The sequence below is a fragment of the Streptomyces albus subsp. albus genome (genome assembly GCF_000725885.1).
Classification (GTDB): domain Bacteria; phylum Actinomycetota; class Actinomycetes; order Streptomycetales; family Streptomycetaceae; genus Streptomyces; species Streptomyces albus.
In genome coordinates, this window is the sequence record NZ_JODR01000058.1 from 1 (window position 1) to 5,750 (window position 5,750).

General features: G+C 68.2%; 6 protein-coding genes. 5 read left to right on the forward strand and 1 reads right to left on the reverse strand.

Annotation, left to right across the window (positions count from 1 at the left end):
* Nucleotides 1-123: 123 nt before the first annotated feature.
* Nucleotides 124-810 carry an SDR family oxidoreductase gene (locus tag IO40_RS36620; protein ID WP_078659855.1) on the forward strand — a complete coding sequence of 229 codons (687 nt, stop codon included), beginning with the start codon at nucleotides 124-126 and terminating at the stop codon, nucleotides 808-810.
* A 74-nt stretch (nucleotides 811-884) separates the two neighbouring features.
* Complete coding sequence (locus tag IO40_RS0132570; RefSeq protein WP_033230410.1) at nucleotides 885-1,343, forward strand: ester cyclase; 459 nt, start codon at nucleotides 885-887, stop codon at nucleotides 1,341-1,343.
* An 82-nt stretch (nucleotides 1,344-1,425) separates the two neighbouring features.
* On the opposite strand, the gene IO40_RS0132575 is transcribed toward IO40_RS0132570, so the two are convergent.
* Nucleotides 1,426-1,959 (reverse strand): TetR family transcriptional regulator, encoded by a 534-nt coding sequence (locus tag IO40_RS0132575; protein ID WP_051698808.1) that lies wholly within the window; start codon nucleotides 1,957-1,959, stop codon nucleotides 1,426-1,428.
* A 218-nt stretch (nucleotides 1,960-2,177) separates the two neighbouring features.
* Between IO40_RS0132575 and IO40_RS0132580 the strand changes: the two genes are divergently transcribed.
* The 3 genes from IO40_RS0132580 to IO40_RS40000 all read left to right on the forward strand — a co-directional run.
* Entirely contained in the window at nucleotides 2,178-3,461 is a 1,284-nt protein-coding gene (locus IO40_RS0132580; protein ID WP_051719361.1) for a hypothetical protein, read from the forward strand.
* A 111-nt stretch (nucleotides 3,462-3,572) separates the two neighbouring features.
* Nucleotides 3,573-5,165, forward strand: coding sequence for an MFS transporter (locus IO40_RS0132585; protein WP_051719362.1), 1,593 nt, complete (start codon nucleotides 3,573-3,575; stop codon nucleotides 5,163-5,165).
* Between the two features lie 66 nt (nucleotides 5,166-5,231).
* Nucleotides 5,232-5,750, forward strand: a 519-nt coding sequence (locus IO40_RS40000; protein WP_482255576.1) for a 4'-phosphopantetheinyl transferase, incomplete at its 3' end; no start/stop codon positions are given.

A 5,750-nucleotide genomic window follows, 5' to 3' on the forward strand; every position in this document is an offset into this window, starting at 1 on the left:
GCGTCCGGTCCGGGAGCAACGGCTCGATCCGCGCCCACTGCGCGTCAGTCAACGGCACACCCTGACCAACGACCAACTGATCCAAACGAAACGGCCTAGCGCAGGCCCCGCCACGCTCCGACGATGATCGCGACGAGTCCGGCAACGGCGACAGCCCAGGGCGATCCATGCTGGAATCGAATCTGCTGGAGGGCTCCCGGCGTCCGTTGCGCGGTGGCCGAAACGTTACTGCTCTGGCCGGGTGCTGCAGCCCTGCTCATCTCGCCGCACCACGGGCAGCCGCCGTTGTCGCCAACAGCGATCGGCCCCGTCTCCGTCCTCATCTCCAACGCCGGCATCACACGCGATGCGCTGAGCCCGACCATGCGCGAGGAAGACTTCACCGACGTCATCGAGACCAACCTCGTGGGCTCCTTCCGCATGGCCAAGGCCGTCTCCAAGTCAATGATCAGCGCCAAGTGGGGGCGCATTGTCTTCATCTCGTCGATCATGGGCTTCCTGGGATCCCCTGGTCAGGCCAACTACGCCTCGTCCAAGGCCGGAATGCTCGGCCTCACCCGCTCCCTCGCGTGGGAGCTGGGCTCACGCAACGTGACCGTCAACATGGTCACACCGGGCCTCATCGAAACGGACATGATCGACGCGGTCACCGACAAGCGCCGCGACCAACTCCTGAGCCAGACTCCGCTGCGACGCACGGGCACCGTGCAGGAAGTCGCCAACGTGGTCAAGTTCCTCGCCAGCGACGACGCCTCCTACGTCACCGGCGCCGCAGTGCCCATCGGCGGCGGCATCGGCATGGGCCAGTAGCCCCGCAACCCTCCCGAAGGCCGTTTGGCAGCAGGCGAAACGACCCAGCTTCACACCTCACAAAAGGACAGGCCATGACCGCAATGACCGAAGAAGAAGTTCTGCAGATCGCCCTGGACATGGGCCGGATCTTCAACGACGGCGACATCGAGGTCGCCAGGCGCCTGGTCGCCGACGACTTCGTAGACTACGAGGCCCCCGAAGGCGCTCCCGTGGGCGCGGAAGCCTACGCCCGCACGGCGAACTGGATGCGCAGCGTCTGGGAGAACGCGCGCTGGGAAACCGTCGATGCCTTCGCCAAGGGCGACAAGGCCACCATCCGCCTGATCTTCTCCGGCCGGCAGGTGGCCGACTTCATGGGGGTGCCGGCCACGGGCAAGGAGGTGCGGGTGCAGCACATCCACATCTATCGCATCGCCGACGGCCAGGTGCACGAGCACTGGGCCGTCCGCGATGACCTCGAACTGTTCCGTCAGCTCGGCGCATGGGACAAGCCCCTCGAGGGCGCCCCCAAGCCGGCACCTGCCGCCTGACGGCACTCGTAGCAGAGCAAGATGAAGAGGGGCGGCACCCGCTCAAGCGGGTGCCGCCCCTCCGCACGTTGTCACGCCACTGTCAGGAGCTGCTGGGGCCCAGCCCCTTCAGGAGCGTGTCGACCACGGCGGCCGCGAGGGTGTCAGGATCCGTGGCCTCCTCCGCCTGCACCTGAATCGCCTGTTCGATCAAAGCGTGGTACACACGGCGAGCCCACTCGAGGTCTGCGTCAGGGCGCAGAAGACCGGCCTTCTGCGCCCGGTCGAGGAGTAGATGCCCTTTCGCGAAGATGCGCTCATGGGCGGCCGCAGCCTCCGGGTCGCGCAGCAGTGGCTGGCTAACGGTGTAGCGCCAACCACTCTTCACCTGGATCACATTCGCGGTGATCTGATGCAACGCCACCATAGGAGGGGCCGTCTCGGGGCGCCCCACGTCGATGGCCTCCTCCACCTGCTTGAAGGCGTGCACGGCCATGGCGTCAATCAAGGCCTCCCGGTTCGCGAAGCGACGGTGAACGGTCGTGCGCGCCACACCGGCCGCAGCCGCGATCTGGGCCAGGCTCGCCGTCGGATCGGCGCCGAGCACCTGCTCCGCGGCCTCCAGGATCGTGCGCATCGTGCGCTCCGTGTCGGCGCGTAGGGGCCGCTCTTTCGTAGGTGTCGGGGTCACGGTGTGGCCGCCTCTCGCTCGTGGATTCGACACACCCAGTGTATGTGACCTGGTGGATGCAGTACAAAAGAAAATGGCTACGTTGATGTTGCATGTCTATCGATCTCTGGTACGTTCTTGTTGCAGAACACCGGATAAGTGCAACTACACGGGAGTGGGTCGTCATGTCGCAGGAGCAGCAGGACTGGATCGAGACATACGAGTACGTGCGAGGCGTCCAGGCCGCTGGCCCGGATGAGCTGCAGCAGGTCGGGGTGCTGAAGATCGGTAACCGCAACGCGCGACGCGTCCTCGTCCTGCTCGGCGGCCGCGAGGGAGCCGCCGGCGTCTTCAAGCACACGGGCCGAACGCTCACGAGCGCCGACAACAACCTGCAGGTATGGGCTGTGGACCGGCGCGAGCAGAACCTCGCCGACCTCACCGGCTTCGGGGACACCGCGGAGCAGGCCACCGAGTACTACCTGGGCGGCCACTACCAGGTCCAGGACCCGGCCAAGGCCGACTACGCCGCCGATTGGGGCCTGGAGGTACTCCTCGAGGACCTCCGCCGGGTCGTCCTCGACGCCTCTGACGGAGGCCGACGCGAGGTCGTGCTCGGCGGCGTTTCCGTCGGGGGAAGTGAAGCCCTCCTCTACGGCGCCTGGGACTTCAACGGCACCCCCGGCTACAGCGACCTTGCAGGGCTGGCCATCGTCGACGGCGGCGTACTCAACGCCTACTCCGGCGCCGGCATGGAGTTCGAGCTGCCCATGGAGGCCGCGCAGGGATGGCTCGCGGCCATCCGCTCAGGAGCCGTCTTCGAGGACTTCACCAGCACCACCACCGGCTTGGGGGAGCGCCCCGAGTCGGCGGCCCTGTGGTACCAGCTCGCCGCCCAGCACGCCCTGACAGACCCCGACGGCCCCTCCGTGCTGGCCGACCGGCTGCCCGAGGCGTTCCGCGTCAACGGCCCCGTCACCAACGCCGGTCTGTTCGGCCGCCTCGTCGATGCAGCCCAGGCCCACCCCTCCTACTCGGTGCAGGCCGGGCATCTGAACGAGGACGGCGCATGGGTCGACGGCGGCCCCACGAAGCTCCGCACCGTGGCCGAGGCATTCGCCGGGCCCCGCCCCGGCGCCTGGACCTGGTACACGCTCAACCGGGTCATGCTCGACCTGGTCGCCGCCATCGACTTCAAGGAGACCGAGCTCACGCGGTTCCTCGGCCTGCGCCTGGCGCACGGGGCGGACATCAACATCCCCCTCTATGCCTTCCAATCCGGGCTCACCAACGGCACCACCGGGCAGGCCGCGGCCTCCGTCACGGCCGCCAGCAAGATCCCGGAGCTGTCGCTCTTCTCCGACACGGCCCTGACGCACCAGGACCTCGTCTATGCCCAGTGGGAGGACAACCGGTTCCTCCAGACCCTCAATCAGTTCCTGCGCGCCCTGCCGCAGCGCGCGAACTGACCACCCGGCGCACGCCCGCTTCCGGGCGCGTCTCCTCGACCGGGGCGGCGGGATACCTCCCCCGCATTCCGCCGCCCCACCCCGACTTTTCACGGATCAAGGAGAGTTCCGATGGCCTCCACCACGCCTGAGGCCCCGCCTCGCGCGGGCCTCACCATCCTCGCCCTGTGCCTCGCCGTCTTCATCGTCCCTTACGGCCTCAGCAGTGCACCGGTCGCCCTGCCGGCGATGGGACGTGACCTCGACGCCGGCGTCGTGCCCCTGCAATGGGTCGTCAACGCCTACAACGTGACCGCAGCCAGCTTCATGATGGCCGCCGGCTCCATCGCCGACCGCATCGGACGCAAGCGGGTGTTCGGGTTCGGCATCGTCCTCTACGGCGTTTCCGCCCTGACCGGTGCTCTTGCCACCAACGTGATCATGGTGGACATCGCCCGCGCCGTTGCGGGTGTCGCCGCGGCCGCCATGATGACCGCCGGTGTCTCCGTCATGGCCAACATGTTCCACGGGGCCGCCCGCACCAAGGCCTTCGCGTACGTCGGCGTCACCATCGGCGCCGGCCTCGCCCTCGGCCCGACCACCTCCGGCATGCTCGTCTCGGCCATGGGATGGCAGTCCATCTTCTGGGTCCAGTTCGCCATCGCCGCCGTGTCCGTGGCCGGCCTGCGCCTGGTGCAGGAGTCCAAGGACCCCGACGCGAAGGCCGTCGACTGGGCCGGCACCGCGACCTTCACGCTCGCGCTCTTCTGCTTCACGCTGGGCGTCATTCAGGGACCGACGTGGGGCTGGGGCAGCTCCGGCGTTCTGGGCCTGTTCGCCGGGTGCCTCGTGCTCCTGGCCGCCTTCGTGGCCGTCGAGCGCCGCCAGCAGCACCCCATGTTCGACCTGTCGCTGTTCACCGAGCCCCGCTTCATGGCTGTCAACCTGCTGGCCACCGCCGTCTCGTTCGGCTTCGTCGGCCTGATGGTCCTGCTCCCGTCGTACCTGGTGGGCGCCAACGGGCTCACCGACAGCCAGGCCGGCATCACCATGCTGCTGCTGACCGCCCCGGTACTCCTCTTCCCGCTGGTGGCCGGGCGGCTGGTCCAGGCCGGCGTTTCCATGCGACCGATCCTGAGCGGAAGCCTCGTACTCGTGGCCGCCGGCCTGGCTTGGCTGACAGTCGTGCACCCGGGGGTCTCGCTCCTCGAGCTGGCAGGCCCCCTCCTGCTGGTCGGCATCGGCATCGGTCTCATCTACGGGCTGATGGACGGGGCAGCGGTCAGCACCGTCTCTCCGGCGAAGGTCGGCATGGCCAGCGGCATGTTCAACACCATCCGACTCGCGTCCGAGGCCGTGGCCGTCGCCGGCATGGTCGCCGCACTCGTCTCCCTGGTGCAGGGCAAGCTGTCTGACGGCATCGGCCGATTCGCTCAGGGCAGCGGGCTCGACGCCAAGCAGGCGACCGACAGCGTCACCAGCGGCAATCTGGACACCGTCGTCGCCAAGACGCCGGCCGGTGGCCGAGAAGCCCTCACGGACTTCCTCGGGCAGGGCTACACACAGGGCTTCCAGGTCGTGCTCTGGGCCACTGCTGCCATCTGCCTGGCCAGCGCGATCGTCCTCCACCTCATCCTCAAGGACCGCAGCGAGGACCCGGCCGCTCCGGCCGAGGACAACAACGCTCCCCAGCCGACGAAGGCACACGCCGACGCGACGGTCTGAACCACGAAGACCCCCTCCAGGGTGCCCGCCTCAACGGCGGGCACCCTTCGGCCTCGGCAGGAACGCATGCCAATCACCGCCACCAACGCTGTGTCAGGAAGCCACCGGGCTCCCAGCAAACCGGCCCTGGCCCCACGGGTGCTGGCAGGCCCCCTCGTCGGCACAGCGACCGCAATCGTCCAGTTCAACAACGACGCCAGCACGCTGCATCCCCAGGAACGCGAACTGGAGCAGCAACTGGCCCCCGCCAGACGAGCAGACTTCGCTGCCGGCCGACTAGCAGCTGCCCGTGCCCTCCAGGCCCTGAACGTCCACGGGCCCGTCCTCAGAGACGGAAGACGCCCTCTCTTCCCTGAGGATGCCCACGGGTCCATCAGCCACTGCGCCGGGCACATCGGTGCCTGCTTCGCCAGCATCCATCCGCAGGTTCTCGCCACAGGCGTCGACATCGAGCGCACCGACCGCCTGGGGCGCGACGCGACCCACCTAGGCAGTTTCGTTTGGATCATCGGGCGGACCAGAGGAAGATGCCCGCGACGTGGAGTCCGGCCAGGTAGATGGTGGCGGTTTTCTCGTAGCGGGTGG